Annotated in this window: 4 protein-coding genes and 2 pseudogenes; all 6 read right to left on the reverse strand. The window is 74.1% G+C overall.

The features are described 5' to 3' along the window. The coding region (locus ACZ501_RS34790) for a carboxyl transferase domain-containing protein (protein WP_468800753.1) at window positions 1–318 on the reverse strand (318 nt) is incomplete at its 3' end. A gap of 150 nt (window positions 319–468) precedes the next feature. Continuing rightward, on the reverse strand, window positions 469–1,905 hold the full coding sequence (locus ACZ501_RS34795; protein WP_361603237.1) for an MFS transporter: 1,437 nt from the start codon (window positions 1,903–1,905) through the stop codon (window positions 469–471). Further along, window positions 1,902–2,693, reverse strand: a complete 792-nt coding sequence (locus ACZ501_RS34800) for a thioesterase II family protein (RefSeq protein ID WP_361603240.1) — start codon at window positions 2,691–2,693, stop codon at window positions 1,902–1,904. Before ACZ501_RS34800 ends, ACZ501_RS34795 begins: the two co-directional genes overlap by 4 nt. 45 nt (window positions 2,694–2,738) lie before the next feature. Continuing rightward, window positions 2,739–7,562 (reverse strand): annotated as a pseudogene (locus tag ACZ501_RS34805) (acyltransferase domain-containing protein); the annotation flags it as partial. Between the two features lie 293 nt (window positions 7,563–7,855). Continuing rightward, a pseudogene (locus tag ACZ501_RS34810) lies at window positions 7,856–16,234 on the reverse strand (type I polyketide synthase); the annotation flags it as partial. Window positions 16,235–16,290: 56 nt separating this feature from the next. Further along, a partial coding sequence (locus ACZ501_RS34815; RefSeq protein WP_468800756.1) for a type I polyketide synthase occupies window positions 16,291–19,252 on the reverse strand: 2,962 nt, incomplete at its 5' end.

Genomic DNA, 19,252 nt, shown 5'->3' on the forward strand with positions numbered 1-19,252 from the left:
GTGCGCGTAGACGAAGACCGTCCGGCCCTCGACCGTTCCCCACCCGGTGATCACACCGTCCGTGTAGGGCTTCTTCGCCTCCAGCCCGAAACCGGTCGCCCGGTGCCGGCGCAGCTGCTCGACCTCCCGGAAGGAACCTTCGTCGAGCAGGAGCGCGATGCGCTCGCGTGCGGTCAGCTTGCCCTTGGCGTGCTGCGCCTCGGTAGCCTTCTCGCTCGGACCGCGCCGCGCCTGCTCGCGCAGGGCGTGCAGCTCGGCCACTCGGCCGCGTGAGCCGGCGGTGACTCCCACACCGGCGCGGTCTTCATCCCCGTACATGTCCCACCCGTTCTTGAACGTTTTGCCTTGGTCGTGCCGGAACCCGGACGGAGGGGAGGGGCACCGGCGGCCCGTGCGCCACGGCGCGTCACGGGCCACCGGCCCCTCCCGCTCAACGGGTTCCGTTCACCGCGCTGCGGTGACCTTCCGTCACTCCGCCACGGCGGCGGCGTCCTGCTTCACCGGCGGCTGCGGCTGCGGCTGCGCCGCACCCGCCTGCCGCGGACGCGGGATGGCCAGGGCGATCAGCGCGCCCACGACGAGGACGGCGGCCCCGACCCACAGGCCGGGGGTCATGCCGTCGGTGAAGCTCTGCGGGGTGTCGTAGGCACCGGAGGTCGAGAAGATGCTGGTGCTCACGGCGATGCCGAGGGCGCCGCCGAGCTCACGCACCGTCGTGTTGGCGCCCGACGCCTTGCCCGCCATCTGCGGGGGGACCGAGCTCATGACGACCATCGCGGTGGGCGCGAAGACGAGGCCCATGCCGGCACCGGCCAGGATGAACGGACCGACGTACTCCCAGTCGGCGGCGTCGACTCCGGCCACCGCGGCGAACCAGGCCAGGCCGATGCCGGAGATGAACAGACCGGCCGCCATCAACAGCCCACTGCCCACCCGGGGGGCGAACTTGCCCGCGAAGGGGGCGACGAGCATCGGCATGATCGCCCACGGCAGGGTCCACAGGCCGGCCTCGAACGCGGAGTGGCCGCGGGCCACCTGGAGGTACTGAGCGATCAGGAAGATCGGACCGAAGAGGCCGAAGAACACCGCGAGCGAGACGACGTTGGCGAGGGAGAACGCCTTGATCTTGTAGATGCTCAGCGGCAGCATCGGCGAGGAGGCCTTGCGCTCCCACAGCAGGAACGCGACGAGCAGTACGGCGGCGGCCGCGAAGGCGGCCACGACGGTGGACGAGGTCCAGCCCTCCTCGCCGCCCTTGACGATGGCCCAGATGAGGCTCAGCACACCCGCGCCGGCCAGGACCAGGCCCGGGATGTCGAGCTTGGCGGGCGCGCCGCGGCTCTCGTCGAGCACCTTCAGCACCAGCGGAATGGCGATCAGGCCGACCGGGATGTTGATCAGGAAGATCCAGTGCCAGTCGAGGCCGGTGGTGATGCCGCCGCCGACGAGCGGGGCGAGCGCGACGGCCAGGCTGCTGATGGCGCTCCACAGGCCGATGGCGACGCCGCGCTTCTCCGGCGGGACCGAGACCGTCAGGATGGTCAGCGAGAGCGGCAGTACGGCCGCGGCGGTGATGCCCTGCAGCGTGCGGAAGAGGATCAGGGCCTCGGTGGAGTCGGACAGACCGCAGCCCAGCGAGGCGAGGGTGAACGCGGTGATGCCGATGGCGAACACCTTGCGCCGGCCGTAGCGGTCGCCGAGTCCGGCGGCGGTCAGCAGGAAGCCCGCGAATCCGAGGACGTAGGCGTTGGTGACCCACTGGAGGTTCTCCACCGTGGAGCCGAGGTCCCGGCGGATGGAGGCGAGGGCGTTGGTGACGACCAGGTTGTCCAGCGCCACCATGAACATGGGCAGTGAGACGGCGAGGACGGTCAGCCCGAACGACGGGCGGGGGCGGGATGTCAACGGAAGCTCCGTATTTCGGTTTCGGACGTGAACGAACGGATGTCGTCGGTGAGGGCCGCGGCCACCTGCGGGCGGTGCGACTCGGTGAAGAAGTGGCCGCCGGGGAAGCTGCGCAGACCGAAGCCCGCCGCGGTGATCTCCTGCCAGCGCAGCGCACCGTCCTGGGTGGTCTGCGTGTCCTCGGTGCCGATCAGCACGCTGACCGGGCAGTCCAGCCGAGGCGCTTCCGGACGGAAGCGGTAGCTCTCCAGCGCCTCGTAGTCGCCGCGCACGGCGGGCAGGATCATGGCCCGCACGTCGGGGTCGGCGAGCAGCTCGGGTGCCGTGCCGTTGAGCTTGCGGATCTCCTCGATGACGCCGTCGTCGTCGCGCCGGTGTACGCAGTCGGTACGGGGGACCCCGGGGGCCTGGGCCCCCGAGACCACGAGTCCGACCGGGGCGGCGCCGGGGTGGCGCTCCTGCAGACGCAGAGCGGTCTCGTACGCCACGAGGGCGCCCATGCTGTGTCCGTAGAGCACCAGGGGCCGCCCGGTCTCCGCGGCGAGCACCGCGGAGACGGCGTCGGCGAGTGCGCCGAGCCGGGTGGCCGGTGCCTCGGTGTACCGGTCCTGCCGGCCCGGGTACTGGACGCACCGGACCGCCGTGTGGGCGGACAGGGCCGCGGACAGCGGGCGGAAGGCGGTGGCCGATCCGCCGGCGTGGGGGAAGCAGACGAGCACCGGCCCGTCGTCGGGGCCTGGGTGGTACTGCCGCAGCCACAGCTCGCGCTGGGCCGTTGCCGCTTGCATAAGGAACAGTTCTCTTTCTTCTGGGGGGAGGGTGGGACAGAGGGGTCAGACGGTGAGTCCGCGCAGCCAGGCTTCGACCGAGTCGGCGGTGGTGCGGGCGTGCTCGTCGAGCATCGTGAAGTGGTCGCCGGGTACTTCGGCCCGCTCGGTGGCGAACTCCCAGCCCGGGCGGCCGCCCTCCGGCGCCGACTCGTCGGCCGGGACGCCGGGTACGGGGTCCGCCGCGCGGAGCAGCAGCGTGGGGGTGTGGTGTGCCGTGGGCCGCCAGTCGGCGTGGATGCCGATGTACGAGCCCATCGCGGTGAGCCGCAGATCGTCCAGCGGTACGAACAGGTCGGCGGCGGTGACCATCTGGGAGGTCATCAGCGGAAGGCTGTAGTGGTCGGCGGTACGGGAGTAGGTGTCGAGCAGGACCACACCGGCGGCGGGACTGCCGAGTTCCTCCAGGCGCTGGGCCACCCGGTGCGCGATCCAGCCGCCGGACGAGCGGCCGAGCAGCACGACGGGCCGGCCGCCGGCCTCCTCCAGGACGGCCTCGGCGTGGGCGGCGGCGAGCACGTCACGGTCGGCCGGGAGCGGTTCGCCGTCGAGGAACCCGGGGTGCGGCAGGACCGTCACGTCGCGTACGCCCTGGAAGGCGGAGGCGAACTTCAGGTACTCGTGCGGACCCGAGATGGCGCCGAGCGAGGGGAAGCAGAAGACCGCCGGTCCCTGGTCGCCCCGCGCGAAGCGCACCGGGCCGGGCAGCCGGGCCGCGTCCTCGCGCCGCTCGAAGGAGGGCGCGAGCCGGGCGGCGGCCACCAGCATCTGCACGGCCTCGGAGGCCCTGCCCTGCTCGCAGCCGTGCCGGAACAGCGTGGTGAGCGTGCCGGCGGTCCCGCCCGTCGCGCCGCCCGCCGGGTCCGCGGCGATCGCCTCGACGAGGTGGCGGGCCAGCAGGACGGCCGTGGGGTGGTCGAACACCAGGGTGACGGGGAGCTGGAGTCCGGTCTCCTCGCCGAGCCGGGCACGCAGCTGGGTGGCGGTGATCGACTCGATGCCCAGCTCGATGAACGACCGGTCCGGGTCGACTGCGTCGGCCGAGGTGTGCCCGAGTGCGGAGGCGACGGTGCCCTGGATGAACCGGCACAGCTCGCTCTCCGCGTCCTGCGGTGACAGCGCCGCGATCCGGGCGCGCAGCCCGCCGGCGACGGCCGGCGCGGTGGCGGCCGCGCGCCGCGGCCCGGTGGGCGGGAGTACGGGCGCGGCGACGGGCTCGCCGTCCGGGAGCCCGGCCGGGTACGCCTCGGGTGCCGCGTCCGCGAGGCGCAGGGCGCCGACGGTGAGGACCGGGCCGCCCGCCGCGTCCACGGCGGTCAGCGCGACCGTGTCCGCGCCGGTGCGGGTGATCCGGGTCCGCAGCACGGCGGGTTCCGTGGCGTGCACCGCCGCGTCGGCCCAGCGGTCGGCGCGCAGGGTCCGGCCCCCCGTCGAGTCCGGTGCGGTGTCGGCGAACAGCGGGTGCAGGGCGGCGTCGAGCAGCGCCGGGTGCACGGTGAAACCGGCCTCGGACTGCCCCTGCGGCAGGACGGTCTCGACGAAGTAGTCGCCGTCCGCCTCCCACGCCTCGGTGACGAGCCCGAACGCGGCGCCGTGGGCCAGACCCCGGTCGCGGAGGGCGCCGTACAGCTCGTCGACGGGCAGCTCCCGCGCGTTCTGCGGGGGCCAGGTCTCCAGGCCGGTGACGGCCGGGGCCACGGGCTCGCCGGCGGAGAGTTCCCCGCGGGCGTGCAGGGTCCACTCCTCGGTGTCCGGCGCGTCCTGGGCGCGCGCGTAGAGGGAGAAGCCCCGGACGCCGTCGGCCTCCGGCTCCAGGACCAGGCGCAGCTGGAGGGCGCCCTGTCCGGGCAGCAGGAGCGGGGCGGTCGTCTCCAGGACGGACAGCCGCGGGCAGCCCGCCCGCGCACCGGCGCTCAGGGCGAGGTCGGCCAGGGCCGGCTCGGGCAGCGCGTGCGCTCCGTGCACCGTGCGGTCGGCCAGCCAGGGGTGGCTGCGCAGGGACAGCCGGCCCGTGAACAGCAGCTGCCCGGTGCCGGGCACCGCGGTGGCGGCCGGTGCCAGCGGGTGGCCCACGGCCGTCAGGCCCGCGGCGGTGACGTCACCGCTGCCGCCGCCCTCCAGCCAGAAGTGGCTGCGCTGGAAGGCGTACGTCGGCAGCGGCACCCGGCACGGGCGGTGGGCCGCGGTGGCCTGCGCCCAGTCGACCGCACCGCCGCGTACGTACAGCTGGGCGAGGGAGGTGAGGAAGCGCTCGGTTCCGCCCTGGTCGCGGCGGAGCGACTCAACGACGGCCGGCGCGCGTCCGCCGACGGCGGCGGCCTCGAAGGTCTCCTGGAGGCCGGTGGCGAGCACCGGGTGCGGGCTCACCTCCACGAACAGCCGGTGTCCGTCGGCGAGCAGCCCCCGGACGGCCTCCTCGAACCGCACGGTGCGGCGCAGGTTCCGGTACCAGTAGGCGGCGTCGAAGACGGCGGTGTCCTCGGTCTCCCCGTCGACGGACGTACGGAACGGGGTGTGGGCGGGTTGGGGGCGGACGGGGGCGAGGAGTTCGGCGAGGCGTTCTTCGATGGCTTCGACGTGGGCGGAGTGGGAGGCGTAGTCGACGGGGATGCGGCGGGCGCGGATGTCTTCGGCTTCGCAGGCGGTGAGGAGTTCGTCGAGCTGGGTGGCGGCGCCGGAGACGACGGTGGAGCGGGGGCCGTTGACGGTGGCTATGAACAGGTCGTCCCAGGCGGCGATGCGGTGTTCGACTTCGGCGACGGGCAGGGGGATCGAGACCATGCCGCCGTGTCCGGCGATGTCGAGGAGGGCGCGGCTGCGGAGGGCGACGATGAGTGCGCCGTCCTTGAGGGTGAGGGCGCCGGCCACGCAGGCGGCTGCGATCTCGCCCTGGGAGTGGCCGACGACGGCGGCGGGTTCCACGCCGTGGGAGCGCCAGAGCGCGGCGAGGGAGACCATCACGGCCCACAGGACGGGCTGGACGACGTCGACGCGGTCGAAGCCCGGAGCGCCTTCGGTGCCGCGCAGGACATCGGTCAGGGACCAGTCCACGAACGGCGTCAGTGCTTCCTCGCAGGCCTCGATCGCCTCACGGAACGCCGGTGCGGAGTCGAGCAGGCCCACGGCCATGCCGACCCACTGGGAGCCCTGCCCCGGGAACACGAACACCGGCTTGGCAGGGGCACCGGCGGCGACGCCCCGGACGGCCCCGGGCGAGGTCTCGCCGAGGGCGAGCTCCTTGAGCCGGAGGATGAAGTCCTCCCGGTCGGCGGCGATCAGCACGGCCCGGTGCTCCAGGTGGGCACGCCCGACGGCCAGGGAGTGGCCGATGTCGGCGGGGCGCTGGCCGGGGAACCGCTCCAGGTGGGCGAGGAGCCGTTCGGCCGAGGCACGCAGGGCGGCCTCGCTGCGGGCGGACAGGGTCCACGGGACCGGGGTGTCCGGCGTCTCCGGAGCCGGGCCGTCGGCGGCGGCGGCGGCCGGGGCGTCGTCGGCGGCGGGCGCCTGCTCCAGGACGACGTGGGCGTTGGTGCCGCTCATGCCGAAGGAGGAGACGCCTGCGCGGCGCGGGCGCCCGAGCTCGGGCCACTCCCGGGCCTCGGTCAGCAGTTCCACGGAGCCCGCAGACCAGTCGATGTGCGGGGAGGGGGCGTCGATGTGGAGCGACTTGGGGAGGGTGCCCTGCCGCATCGCCTGGACCATCTTGATGATGCCGCCGGCTCCCGCGGCGGCCATGGTGTGGCCGATGTTGGACTTCAGAGAGCCCAGGTACAGCGGCCGGCCCTCGGGACGGCCCTGCCCGTAGGTGGCGAGGAGCGCCTGCGCCTCGATCGGGTCGCCGAGCCGGGTGCCCGTACCGTGCGCCTCGACGGCGTCCACGTCGGCCGTCTCCATGCGGGCGTCGGCCAGCGCGGCACGGATGACCCGTTGCTGGGCCTTGCCGCTGGGGGCGGTCAGGCCGTTGGTGGCGCCGTCCTGGTTGACGGCCGTGCCGCGGATCACGGCGAGCACCTGGTGGCCGTTGCGCCGGGCGTCGGAGAGCTTCTCGACCAGGAGGGTGGTGACGCCCTCGCCCCAGCCGGTGCCGTCGGCGGCCGCGGCGAAGGACTTGGAACGGCCGTCACCGGAGAGCGCGCCCTGCTTGCTGAACTCCACGAACGCACCGGGCGTCGACATGATCGTCACGCCTCCGGCGAGCGCCATGGAGCACTCGCCCCGGCGCAGCGCCTGTACGGCGAGGTGGACGGCGACCAGCGAGGAGGAGCAGGCGGTGTCCAGGGTGACGGCCGGGCCCTCCAGGCCCATGAAGTACGCCACGCGCCCGGAGGCGACGCTGCCGGAGACGCCGGTGGAGAGGTATCCCCCCACGCCTTCCGGGAGTTCGGTGACATCGGAGGCGTACCCGTGCTGGTTGACGCCCGTGAACACGCCGACGGCGGTCCCCCGTACCGAGGTCGGGTCGATGCCGGCGTGCTCGAACGCCTCCCAGGAGGTCTCCAGGAGCAGCCGCTGCTGGGAGTCCATCGCGAGGGCTTCGCGCGGCGAGATCCCGAAGAAGTCGGCGTCGAACTCGGGGGCGTCGTAGAGGAAGCCGCCCTGGTGGGTGGCCGATTCGCCGTCCTCCAGCTGCCAGCCGCGGTTCACCGGGAAGTCGCCGATGGCGTCCCGCTCGTCCATGACGAGCTGCCACAGCTCGTCGGGAGAGGTCACCCCGCCGGGCAGCCGGCAGCTCATGCCGACGACGGCGATGGGCTCACGGCCGCGGTCCTCGACCTCGCGCAGCCGCCGCTTGGTGTCCCGCAGCTCGGTGGTGGCCCGCTTCAGGTAGTCGAGCAGTTTCTCGTCATTGGTCGCGGCAGTCACGGCATCTCCAGTTCCACGTCGAGCAGTTCGAAGAGTTCTTCGGCCGAGGCCGCGGACAGGTCGGCGGCGGACGCGTCCTCGGGCCCGGTGGCGGCCTTGTCGTTCCAGGCCGTCAGCAGCGCCCGCAGGCGCTCGCCGACCTCTTCCCGTTCCTCCGCGTCTTCGGGCGCGTTGGAGGTGAGGAGCTTCTCCAGCCGGTCGAGCTCCGTGCGGAGCGAGACCGGCGCCGCGGGCTCGGCCGCCGCGGCTTCTTGTGCCACCTCTTCCCGGAGCCTGGCGATCAGGTCCAGCGGGGTGGGGCAGTCGAACATCAGCGTCGGCGGGAGCCCCAGGCCGGTGGCCTCGACGAGCCGGTTGCGCAGTTCGATGGCGGTCAGCGAGTCGATCCCGAGGTCCTTGAAGCTCGCGGCGAGATCGACCTCGTCGGCCGAGTCGTGGCCGAAGACCCGGGCCGCGGTGGTGCGCACGACGTCCGTCAGCTCGCGCTCCAGTGCGGCCGTCGAGAGGCCGTACAGCACTGTCGGATCGGCGGTCGGCCTCTGCTCCGACTCCTCCTCCGGCAGCCCGGAAAGCTCCGGGAGGGCGGCGGGCCCGCCGGACTCCGCCGTGACCGGACGGGGCACGTCCAGCCAGTAGCGCCGGTTCTGGAAGGCGTACGTGGGCAGGTCGACCCGGCGTGCCCCGGACTCCTCGTCCAGGGGGATGCCCTTGGTGAGCAGGCCGGTGACGGCGTCGGTCAGGGTCTGCGTCTCGGGCCGGTTGCGCCGCAGGGCCGGTACGAGGAAGACGTCGTCGCCCACGCTCGCCTTGGCCATGGCGGTGAGGGTGGCGTCGGGGCCGACCTCGACGAACCGGGAGACGCCCTGCGCCCGCAGGGCACCTACCGCGTCGGCGAAGCGGACCGGCTGACGCACGTGCCGCGTCCAGTAGCCGACGGAGGCGAACTCGTCCGCCTCGACGGGGCCGCCCGTCACCGTCGACACGACCGCAAGGGTCGGACGGCCGAACTCCAGGCCCTCGACGACCTGCCGGAACTCCTCCAGCATCGGGTCCATCAGCGGCGAGTGGAAGGCGTGGCTCACCGTGAGACGGCGGGTCTTGACGCCCCGTTCGGCCAGCACGGCGACGATCTCGTCGACGACCGTGCCCGCGCCGGACAGCACCACGGACTCCGGGCCGTTGACCGCACCCAGCCCCACCAGGTCCGCCCGGCCTTCCAGCAGCGGCAGCACGTCCTCCTCCGAGGCGGCCACCGCCACCATCACGCCGCCTTCCGGCAGCGCCTGCATCAGCCGGCCGCGCGCCGCGACCAGCCGTGCGGCGTGCTCCAGCGAGAACACCCCGGCCACGTGCGCGGCGGCGATCTCACCGATGGAGTGCCCGGCCACCACGTCCGGCCGCACCCCCCACGACTCCAGCAGCCGGAACAGTGCCACCTCGACCGCGAACACCGCGGGCTGGGTGAACTCCGTACGGTCCAGTACTCCGTCCTCGGATTCGTCCTCTCCGAAGACCAGCGGCTTCAGAGCACGCCCCAACAGCGGGTCCACGACACCGCAGACCGCGTCGAAGGCCGACGCGAACACCGGGAATCCGTCGTACAGCTCCCGGCCCATTCCCACGCGCTGGCTGCCCTGCCCCGTGAACAGGAACGCCAGGCGGCCGCCGTCCGCGTTCTGGAGCTGGGTCGGCGCGACGGCCGGTTCGCCCGCCGCGAGGGCGGCGAGGCCGGTGCGGAAGTCCTCCTCCCGCCGGCCGAGGAGCACGGCCCGGTGCTCGAAGGAGGAGCGGGTGGCCACCAGCGAGTACGCGATGTCCCGGACGTCGGCGCCCGGGTGCTCGCCCAGGTACGCGAGGAGCCGTTCGGCCTGGCCGCGCAGGGCGGCCGGGGACTTGGCCGTGAGGGTCCAGGGGACGAGGGTGTCGTCCGGGGCGCGCTCCGGACGGTCGTCCGCGGTTTCCTGCGGGGCCTGTTCCAGGATGACGTGGGCGTTGGTGCCGCTGATGCCGAAGGAGGAGACGGCGGCGCGGCGCGGCCGTCCGGTCTCGGGCCACTCACGCGCCTCGGTCAGCAGCTCGACGGCTCCCGCCGACCAGTCGATGTGCGAGGAAGGCTCGCTCACGTGCAGGGTCCGGGGCAGTACGCCGTGCTGCATGGCCTGCACCATCTTGATGATGCCGCCGACACCGGCGGCGGCCTGCGTGTGGCCGATGTTGGACTTCAGCGAGCCCAGGTAGAGCGGCCGGCCCTCCGGACGGCCCTGACCGTAGGTGGCCAGGACGGCCTGCGCCTCGATGGGGTCGCCGAGCCGCGTGCCCGTACCGTGCGCCTCGACCACGTCCACGTCGCCCGTGGTCATCCGCGCGTCGGCGAGCGCGGCACGGATGACCCGCTGCTGCGAGGGGCCGTTGGGTGCGGTCAGGCCGTTGCTGGCACCGTCCTGGTTGACGGCCGTACCGCGGATCACGGCGAGCACCCGGTGTCCGTTGCGGCGTGCGTCGGAGAGCTTCTCCACGAGGAGCATGCCGACGCCCTCGCCCCAGCCGGTGCCGTCCGCGTCGTCCGAGAAGGACTTGCAGCGGCCGTCGGGCGCGAGTCCGCGCTGGCGGCTGAAGTCGATCAGGGCGGTCGGGGAGGCCATGACGGTGACGCCGCCCGCGAGGGCGAGGGTGCACTCGCCGCGGCGCAGTGCCTGCACGGCCAGGTGCAGGGTGACCAGTGACGAGGAGCAGGCGGTGTCCACCGTCATCGCGGGACCTTCGAGACCGAAGGTGTACGAGATGCGGCCGGAAGCCACGCTGCCGGAGGCACCGGTACCCCGGAAGCCCTCCAGCTCCTCGGGGATCGAGGGCAGCCTGCTGAGGTAGTCCCGGTACATCAGGCCGACGAACACACCGGTGCGCGAGCCGCGCACGGACAGCGGGTCGATGCCCGCGCGTTCGAGGGCCTCCCAGGAGGTCTGGAGCAGGAGCCGCTGCTGCGGGTCCATGACCAGGGCCTCGCGCGGCGAGATGCCGAAGAAGGCGGGGTCGAACTCGGCGGCGGAGGGCAGGAAGCCGCCCTCGCGGGCGTACGAGGTGCCCCGGTGCTCCGGGTCCGGGTGGTAGAGGTTCTCGATGTCCCAGCCCCGGTCCTCCGGGAACCCGGTGATGCCGTCCCCGCCGGTCTCGACGAGACGCCACAGGTCCTCGGGGGTCTCGACGCCGCCGGGGTAGCGGCAGCTCATGCCCACGATGACGATCGGGTCCTCGTCCTCGTCGGCGGCCGTGGAGCGTGCCGCGACGGGCGCGGACGCCTCCGCACCGGCGCTGTCGCCGAGGAGTTCGCCGAGGAGGTACGCGGCGAGTGCGCCCGGGCTGGGGTGGTCGAAGACCAGGGTCGAGGGCAGCCGCAGCCCCGTGACGGTGTTGAGCGTGTTGCGCAGCTCGGTGGCGCTGAGGGAGTCGAAGCCGAGGTCGCGGAAGGCCCGTCCGGAGTCGAGCGATCCGGGGTCGCCGTGGCCGAGGACGGTGGCCACGTGCGTGCGGACGAGGTCGAGGACGGCGGGGATCCGGTCCTCGGACGGCAGGGTCAGCAGCCGTTCCCGAAGGCCCGTGCGGCCGGTCGCGCCGGCTCCGGCGGCGGCCGCCGCGCGTACGGGGCCGCGGCGGGCGGGGGTACGGACGAGTCCGCGCAGCAGCGCCGGGAGCTCCCGGCCGTCGCCCTGGAAGGCCTTGAGGTCGAGCGGCACCGGAACGAGCGTCACCGGCTGCTGCGACAGCGCGCTGTCGAACAGGGCGAGGCCCTGCTCGGGGTCGATCGGAGTGAAACCGGTCCGGGTGATCCGGCGCCGGTCGGCTTCGGTGAGGGTGCCGCCCATACCGGTGGCGTTGCCGTCTCCGGCCCACAGGCCCCAGGCCAGGGAGAGCCCGGGCAGGCCGAGGGTGCGGCGGTGGGCGGCCAGGGCGTCGAGATAGGCGTTGGCGGCGGCGTAGCTCGCCTGGCCGGCGCTGCCGAAGACTCCGGCGGCCGACGAGAACAGGACGAACGCGGACAGGTCGAGGGTGCGGGTCGCCTCGTGGAGGTTCCAGGCGGCGTCGACCTTGGGACGCAGCACTCCTTCGACCCGTTCCGGCGTCAGTGAGGTGAGGACGCCGTCATCGAGGACACCGGCGGTGTGGATGACCGCGGTCAGGGGGTGCTCGGCCGGTACGGAGTCCAGCAGATCCCGGACCGCGTCGTGGTCGGCGACGTCGCATGCCGCGACCCGTACCTCGGCGCCGAGCGCGGAGAGCTCGGCCACGAGCTGGTCGGCGCCTTCGGCGGCGGGACCGCGGCGACTGGTCAGCAGCAGTCGCCGGACACCGTGGGTGGTGACGAGGTGCCGGGCCATCAGAGCACCCAGCAACCCGGTACCGCCCGTCACCAGCACCGTCCCCGACCCGAAGTCCGGGGTCTCGCCGGACGGAGCCGGGACTCGGGCCAGCCTCGGCGCCCGGACGACGCCGTCGGCCACCGCGAGCTGCGGCTCGTCGCCGCCCAGCAGCGCAGCCACCAAGTCCAGGGCCTGCACGTCGTCCACGTCCACCAGGCCGAACCGGCCGGGGTTCTCGGACTGGGCGGCGCGCACCATGCCCTGGAGCGCGGCGAGGGCGGGAACGTCGGCGGCGCCCCGGGTCAGGAAGACCAGGCGCGCGTCCGCGTACCGTTCGTCGGCCACCCACTCCTGGAGCAGCGCCAGCGTGCGGCGTACGACGGAGCGGGTCGTCTCCGCGTCCGCGCCGGCCCCGTCGAGGAACGGCACGACCACCAGGTCCGGCACCGGCCCGGCCGCGGCCAGGGCGTCGAGGTCCGCGGCGGCGGTGGTGCCGAGGGCGGTGGCGGTGGCCGCGGCCGTGTCGGCGGAGCCGAGCACGGCGGTGCGGACGTCCGCTGCGGGGGCGACGTCGACCGGCGCCCATTCCACGTGGAAGAGCGCGTCGCGGTGCGCGGCACCCGCCAGCCGGCCGGCGGACACCGGGCGCAGGGCCAGCGCGTCGACCGAGGCCACCGGCGTGCCGGTGGTGTCGGCGAGGGCGAAGGACACGGCGTCCGAGCCGGGCACCGGGGAGATCCGCACCCGCAGGGCCGTGGCCCCGGAGGCGCGGAGCGAGACACCGGTCCAGGCGAACGGCAGCCGGGCGCCACCCGCCCCGTCGGAGCCGTCGCGGTCACCGCTGAACCAGAGGGCGTGAAGGGCGGCGTCCAGGAGCGCGGGATGCAGTCCGTACCGGGCCACCTCGGCGGCCTCGGCGTCCGCGAGACCCACCTCGGCGAAGACCTCCTCGCCCAGCCGCCAGACGCCGCGCACACCCTGGAACGCGGGCCCGTACTCCAGACCCGCCACCGCCATCCGCTCGTACAGGTCCTGCGCCGCGACCGGCTCGGCACCGGGCGGCGGCCACTCCGTCAGGTCGAAACCGGCCTCCACCGGGCCCGAGGACACGACACCGCTCGCATGCCGCAACCACACGTCCTCCGCGTCCGCCCGGGAGTGCAGGGTCACGTCGCGGCGGCCGTCCTCGGCCGCGGCGCCCACCGTGAGCTGGAGCTGGACGCCACCGGTGACGGGCAGCACCAGCGGCGCCTCCAGGGTGAGGTCGTCCAGGGCGGGGCAGCCCGCGCGTTCACCGGCGTGCAGCACCAGCTCGACCAGGGCCGCGCCCGGGACCAGGACCGTGCCGAACACGGCGTGGTCGGCCAGCCAGGGGTGGGTGCGCAGCGACAGGCTGCCCGTGAAGAGCTGCCCGTCGGCGTCGGCCAGGGTCACGCAGGCGCCGAGGAGCGGGTGCCCGGCCTCGCCGAGACCGAACGCGGACGCGTCGCCCGCGGCGTGGCCGGAGGCGAGCCAGAACTGCCGCCGCTCGAAGGCGTACGTCGGGAGGTCGACGCGGGACGCGGCGCCGAGCTCGGCGAAGAAGAGCGCCCAGTCGACGGCGACGCCCCGGGTGTGCAGCCGGGCGAGCGCGGTGACCAGGGACTCCAGCTCGGGCGTGCCCCGGCGCAGGGCGGGCACGAGGGCGTCGGGGTCGGTGTCGACGAGGCAGTCCTGGCCCATCTGGGCCTGCATGTCGATGGGGCCGACCTCAAGGTACGTCGCGGTGCCCTGGGTCTCCAGGGTGCGCACGCTGTCGAAGAAGCGGGCACCCTCGCGGATGTGACGGACCCAGTAGTCGGCCCCCGGGATCCGGCCCTCGTCGAAGAAACGGCCGGTGAGCCCGTCGACCATGGGGACGGTGGGCGCCCGGAAGTCGAGGCGCTGCGCGAACGCCCCGAACGCGTCGAGCACCGGATCCATGTGGGCCGAGTGGAAGGCGTGGCTGACCTCCACCCGGTGGGTCCTGCGGCCCCGCTCGCGCCAGTACCCGGCGGTGGCCAGCACGGCCTCCTCCTCGCCGGAGACGACCACGGCGCGCGGCCCGTTGACCAGGGCGACGGAGAGGCGGCCGGTGATGCCGAGCTCGTCGAGGCAGGCGCGCACCTCGTCCTCCGAGGCCTCCAGCGCGATCATCGCGCCGCCCTCGGGGAGTTCCTCGATCAGGCGGCTGCGGGTGACCAGGAGGTGTGCGGTCTCCCGGAGCGGCAGCACGCCGGCGACGTGCAGGGCGGCGTAGTCGCCGAGCGAGCCGCCGGAGACCGCGTCGGGGCGCAGGCCCCAGTGCTCCAGGAGCCGGTACAGGGCGACTTCGAGGGCGAAGATCGCGGGCGCGGACCAGCCGGTGCGGTTGAGGAGGGCGGCCTCCGGGGAGCCCTCGGGGGCGAACACGATCGACTTGAGCGGGCGGTCGAGGTGCGGGTCGAGCGCGGCGCACGCCTCGTCGAAGGCCTCGGCGTACACCGGGAAGGCCTCGTGGAGTTCGCGGCCCATGCCGAGGCGCTGGCTGCCCTGGAAGGTGAAGAGGAAGGCCAGCGGTCCTTCGGCCGGGGCTCCGGTGAGCACGCCGTCGGCGCGTTCGCCGCGGGCCAGGGAGTCCAGGCCGGCGAGCAGTTCGGCGTGGTCGCGTGCGACGAGCACGGCCCGCCGGTCGAGGGCGGCCCGGGTGGTGGCGAGCGAGCCGGCCAGGTCCACGAGGTCGGTGCCGGGGTGCTCGCGCAGCCGGGCGGCGAGCCGCCCGGCCTGGCCGCGCAGGGCCTCGTCGGAGGCGGCGGACAGCAGGAACGGCAGGACGGGCAGGCGGACGGCGCCGGCCCGCTCGGTGGACGGCTGCGGCTCCTCGCCCGGAACCGCTTCCTGCGCGGGCTCCTCCTGCGGGGCCTGTTCCAGGATGACGTGGGCGTTGGTGCCGCTGATGCCGAAGGAGGAGACGGCGGCGCGGCGCGGCCGTCCGGTCTCGGGCCAGTCGCGGGCCTCGGTCAGCAGCTCGACGGCTCCCGCCGACCAGTCGACGTGCGAGGAGGGCTCGCTGACGTGCAGGGTCCGGGGCAGCACGCCGTGCTGCATGGCCTGGACCATCTTGATGACGCCGGCGACGCCGGCGGCGGCCTGGGTGTGGCCGATGTTGGACTTCAGCGAGCCCAGGTAGAGGGGGCTGCCGTCCGGCCGGCGGCGCCGTCCGTAGGTGGCGAGCAGCGCCTGCGCCTCGATGGGGTCGCCGAGCCGCGTGCCCGTGCCGTGCGCCTCGACGGTGTCCACGTCCTGGACCTGGAGCCGGGCGTCCGTCAGGGCCTGCTGGATGACCCGCTGCTGGGAGGGCCCGTTGGGCGCGGTCAGGCCGTTGCTCGCGCCGTCCTGGTTGACGGCGGAGCCGCGCACCAGGCCGAGCACCCGGTGCCCGTTGCGGCGTGCGTCGGACAGCTTCTCCACGAGGAGCATGCCGACGCCCTCTCCCCAGCCGGTGCCGTCCGCGTCGTCCGAGAAGGACTTGCAGCGGCCGTCCACGGCCAGCCCGCGCTGGCGGCTGAAGTCCACGAAGGTGCCGGGGGTGGACATGACGGTGACGCCGCCCGCGAGGGCGAGGGAGCACTCCCCGCGGCGCAGCGCCTGCACGGCCAGGTGCAGGGTCACCAGCGACGAGGAGCAGGCGGTGTCCACGGTGACGGCGGGGCCTTCGAGGCCCAGGACGTACGCCACCCGGCCGGAGGCGATGCTTCCGGCCGTGCCGCTGCCGAGGTAGCCCTCCAGGTCCTCCGGCGGAGTGCCGATCTTGGACGCGTAGTCGTGGTACATGAGGCCGGCGAACACGCCGGTGCGCGAGCCCCGTACCGACTGCGGGTCGATGCCCGCGCGTTCGAACGCCTCCCAGGAGGTCTGGAGCAGCAGCCGCTGCTGCGGGTCCATCGCCAGCGCCTCGCGCGGCGAGATCCCGAACAGCGTGGGGTCGAACTCGCCCGCGTCGTGCAGGAAGCCGCCTTCACGGCTGTACGAGGTGCCCCGGTGGTCGGGGTCCTCGTGGAACAGCCGGTCGAGGTCCCAGCCCCGGTTCTCCGGGAAGCCGGTGACGCCGTCGGCGCCGGTCTCGACGAGCCGCCACAGGTCCTCGGGGGTTTCGACCCCTCCGGGGTAGCGGCAGCTCATGCCCACGATCGCGATCGGTTCGTGGGCCTCGTCCTGCATGTCTTCGATGCGCTGGTTGGCCTGGCGCAGTTCAGAGGTGACTCGCTTGAGGTATTCGACGAGTCGGGTTTCGTCCGCCACGGGCGGTAGTCCTTTCGAGGTCGGTTGTCCGTCGCGGCGGATCAGGAGGTGCCGAATTCCGCGTCGATGAGGTCGAGGAGCTCGTCCGCGGTCGCCGTCTCGATCTGCTGGTCGCCGCTGAAGGCGCCCGGAGGAACGGTGGTCGGGGCGAGCGTGGCGAGCAGCGAGCGCAGCCGGGACTCGGCGGCCTCGCGCAGCGGGTCGTCGTCCGGGCCGAGGGCCTCGATCGTGCCCGTCAGGGCGTCCAGCTGGTCGAGGAGGACGGCGCCGGGCTCCGCCGCGGGCAGCAGCAGGCCCAGTAGGTACTGGGCCAGCGTGTCGACCTCGGGGTAGTCGAAGACGAGCGTCGCCGGCAGCTTCAGGCCGGTGGCCCCGCCCAGTGCGTTGCGCAGTTCGAACGTGCTGAGCGAGTCGAAGCCCAGGTTGGTGAAGGACCGGCCCAGGGGCACCGCGTGGACGCCGGCGAAGCCGAGGATCGCGGCGACATGGGTACGGACGAGGTTCTGTACGAGGGGAAGCCGGTCGTCCTCCGGCAGACCGCGCAGCCGGTCCGCGAGCGGCACCGCGTCGGCGGGCGTGGCCGCCGTCGTGGACACGCCCGTGGCCGTGCGGCGCACGGGAGTGCGGACGAGTCCGCGTAGCAGCGCCGGGAGTTCCCGGCCGCCGTCCTGGAGGGCCTTGAGGTCGAGCGGCGCCGGAACGAGTTCCGCGACGCCCTGGGACAGCGCGCTGTCGAACAGGGCGAGGCCCTGCTCGGGGTCGATCGGCGTGAATCCCGTCCGGGTGATCCGGCGCCGGTCGGCTTCGGTCAGGGTGCCGCCCATGCCGGCGGCATTGCCGTCTCCGGCCCACAGGCCCCAGGCCAGGGAGAGCCCGGGCAGGCCGAGGGCACGGCGGTGGCCGGCCAGGGCGTCGAGATAGGCGTTGGCAGCGGCGTAGCTCGCCTGCCCGGCGCTGCCGAAGACTCCGGCGGCCGAGGAGAACAGGACGAACGCGGACAGGTCGAGGGTGCGGGTCGCCTCATGGAGGTTCCAGGCGGCATCGACCTTGGGACGCAGCACTCCTTCGACCCGTTCCGGCGTCAGTGAGGTGAGGACGCCGTCATCGAGGACACCGGCGGTGTGGATGACCGCGGTCAGGGGGTGCTCGGCCGGTACGGAGTCCAGCAGGCCCCGGACCGCGCCGTGGTCGGCGACGTCGCATGCCGCGACCCGTACCTCGGCGCCGAGCGCGGAGAGCTCGGCCACGAGCTGGTCGGCGCCTTCGGCGGCGGGACCGCGGCGACTGGTCAGCAGCAGTCGCCGGACACCGTGGGTGGTGACGAGGTGCCGGGCCATCAGAGCACCCAGCAACCCGGTACCGCCCGTCACCAGCACCGTCCCCGACCCGAAGTCGACGTCGTCCGCGTCCTGCACCCCGTCCATCCGGGCGAGGCGGCGGGCCGAGACGCTGCCGTCGGCGTGCAGGAGCAGCTCGGGCTCGTCCGTCGCGGCAGCCCTCGGAACGAGGGCCAGGCAGCCGGCGAGGTCCTCGGCGGCGGCCAGGACGATACGGCCGGGGTTCTCGGCCTGCGCGGAGCGCACCATGCCCTGGAGCGCGGCGGCGGCCGGGTCCCCGCCCGCCCGGGTGAGGACCACCAGCCGTGCGTCGGCGAAGCGGTTGTCGCCGAGCCACTCCTGGAGCAGCGCGAGACCACGCCGTACCGTCGCACGCACGGTGTCCGCCTCGGCGCCCGCGGTCTCCAGGAACGGTACGACGACCAGGTCCGGGATCCCGGCGGCGGCGCCGGCGAGTGCGGCGAGGTCGGGGTGGTCGCTGTGGCCGAGGCCGGAACCGACCACCACCGGGCCACGGCCACCGGCCGGAACACCGGCGCCGGGCTCGGGCAGCGACAGACCGGCCCACCGTACGCGGAACAGCCCGTCGGGCAGGGCGGAGGCGCCGAGCTGCCCGGCCGACACCGGGCGCAGGGCCAGCGCGTCGACCGAGGCGACCGGCTTGCCGTTCGGGTCGGCGACGTGCACCCCGAGGGTGTCCTGCCCGGCCGGGACCAGCCGGACCCGCAGCTCGGTCGCGCCGGTGGCGTACAGGCGCACGCCGCTCCAGGAGAACGGCAGCCGCCGCTCGCCCTGGCCGCTCGACCGTCCCAGGAACGTCCCGTGGAGGGCGGCGTCCAGGAGCGCGGGGTGCAGTCCGTACCGGGCCACCTCGGCGGCCTCGGCGTCCGCGAGACCCACCTCGGCGAAGACCTCCTCGCCCAGCCGCCAGACGCCGCGCACACCCTGGAACGCGGGCCCGTACTCCAGACCCGCCACCGCCATCCGCTCGTACAGGTCCTGCGCCGCGACCGGCTCGGCACCGGGCGGCGGCCACTCCGTCAGGTCGAAACCGGCCTCCACCGCGCCCGAGGACACGACACCGCTCGCATGCCGCACCCACACGTCCTCCGCGTCCGCCCGGGAGTGGACACCGATCGCACGGTTGCCGGCGGCGTCGGGTTCGCCGACGGACACGTGCAGATGGACACCGTCCCGCTCGGGGACCACCAGGGGGGCCTGGAGGGTGAGTTCGTCGAGCAGCGGGCTGCCGACGAGTTCGCCCGCCTTGAGGGCCAGTTCGACCAGGGCGGTGCCGGGCAGCAGGACCGTGCCGAGGACGGCGTGGTCGGCGAGCCAGGGGTGGGTGCGGAGCGAGAGGCGGCCGGTGAGGGTGAGGGTGCCGGAGTCGGGCTGCTCGACGAGCGCACCGAGCAGCGGATGTCCCGCCTCGGCGAGACCGAAGGCGCCGGCGTCACCGTGGGCCGCACCGTCCGTGGGGACGGTGAGCCAGAGGTGTTCGTGCTGGAAGGGGTAGGTGGGGAGGTCGACGGTGCGTGCTCCGGTCCCGGTGAAGAGGGCGGGCCAGTCGGCGGGGGTGCCGTGGGCGAAGAGTTCGCCGAGGGCCGTGATCGTGGTGCGTGCTTCGGAGCGGTTCTTGCGCAGGGCGGGCACCAGGAGTGCGGTG

The organism is Streptomyces sp. NPDC034085 (assembly GCF_055575555.1).

Coding starts and splice junctions, on each gene's coding strand:
- ACZ501_RS34800 (WP_361603240.1), bottom strand. CDS start 2,693: ATGCAAGCGGCAACGGCCCAGCGCGAGCTGTGGCTGCGGCAGTACCAC.